1 protein-coding gene is annotated in these 418 nt (G+C 45.0%); it reads right to left on the bottom strand.

The window, feature by feature from the left end:
- Positions 1–220 precede the first annotated feature (220 nt).
- Positions 221–418, bottom strand: a 198-nt coding sequence (locus tag A3763_RS29455) for a hypothetical protein (RefSeq protein WP_231872113.1), incomplete at its 5' end; no start/stop codon positions are given.

Below are 418 nucleotides of genomic sequence, written 5' to 3'. Positions count from 1 at the left end.
GCCACGTCAGTATATGCCCAGTGCTATTCAATGAGGTTAGGGGCTAGGCAATTGACTGATATGTGTCAGGAGTGTGCTGACGTCGATAATTGCTTCGTTAAAGCTTGCCCCTCCTTAAAAATAGCATAACTGTGCATTTTCGCCGTAAAAATGGAGGAATAATTCTTAGGGATAGATCGGTTTTCTTGAGCTATCAGCGTTAACTGAGAGTGTTATTGCGTTATGAAAGCGGGAGCTTGTGTCTTATTGTGATGTTTCCCTGGATTTCTTTGGTCTGATAGGTGCAGTAGCATAGGCTTTGTACGCTTAGACTTGGGAGGACTGGCTGTGTATAGCCTGATAAGTGGCGCTGTAAGGTGCTGAGTGAGTACGACTGTTTATAAAAGCCCAAAGTAAGATGAGGGTGGTAGTCGCGTGC

The sequence above is a fragment of the Oleiphilus sp. HI0128 genome (assembly GCF_001635365.1).
Note: the sequence above shows the minus strand (reverse complement) of the source record. Positions and strands in the feature narration are given on the sequence as shown.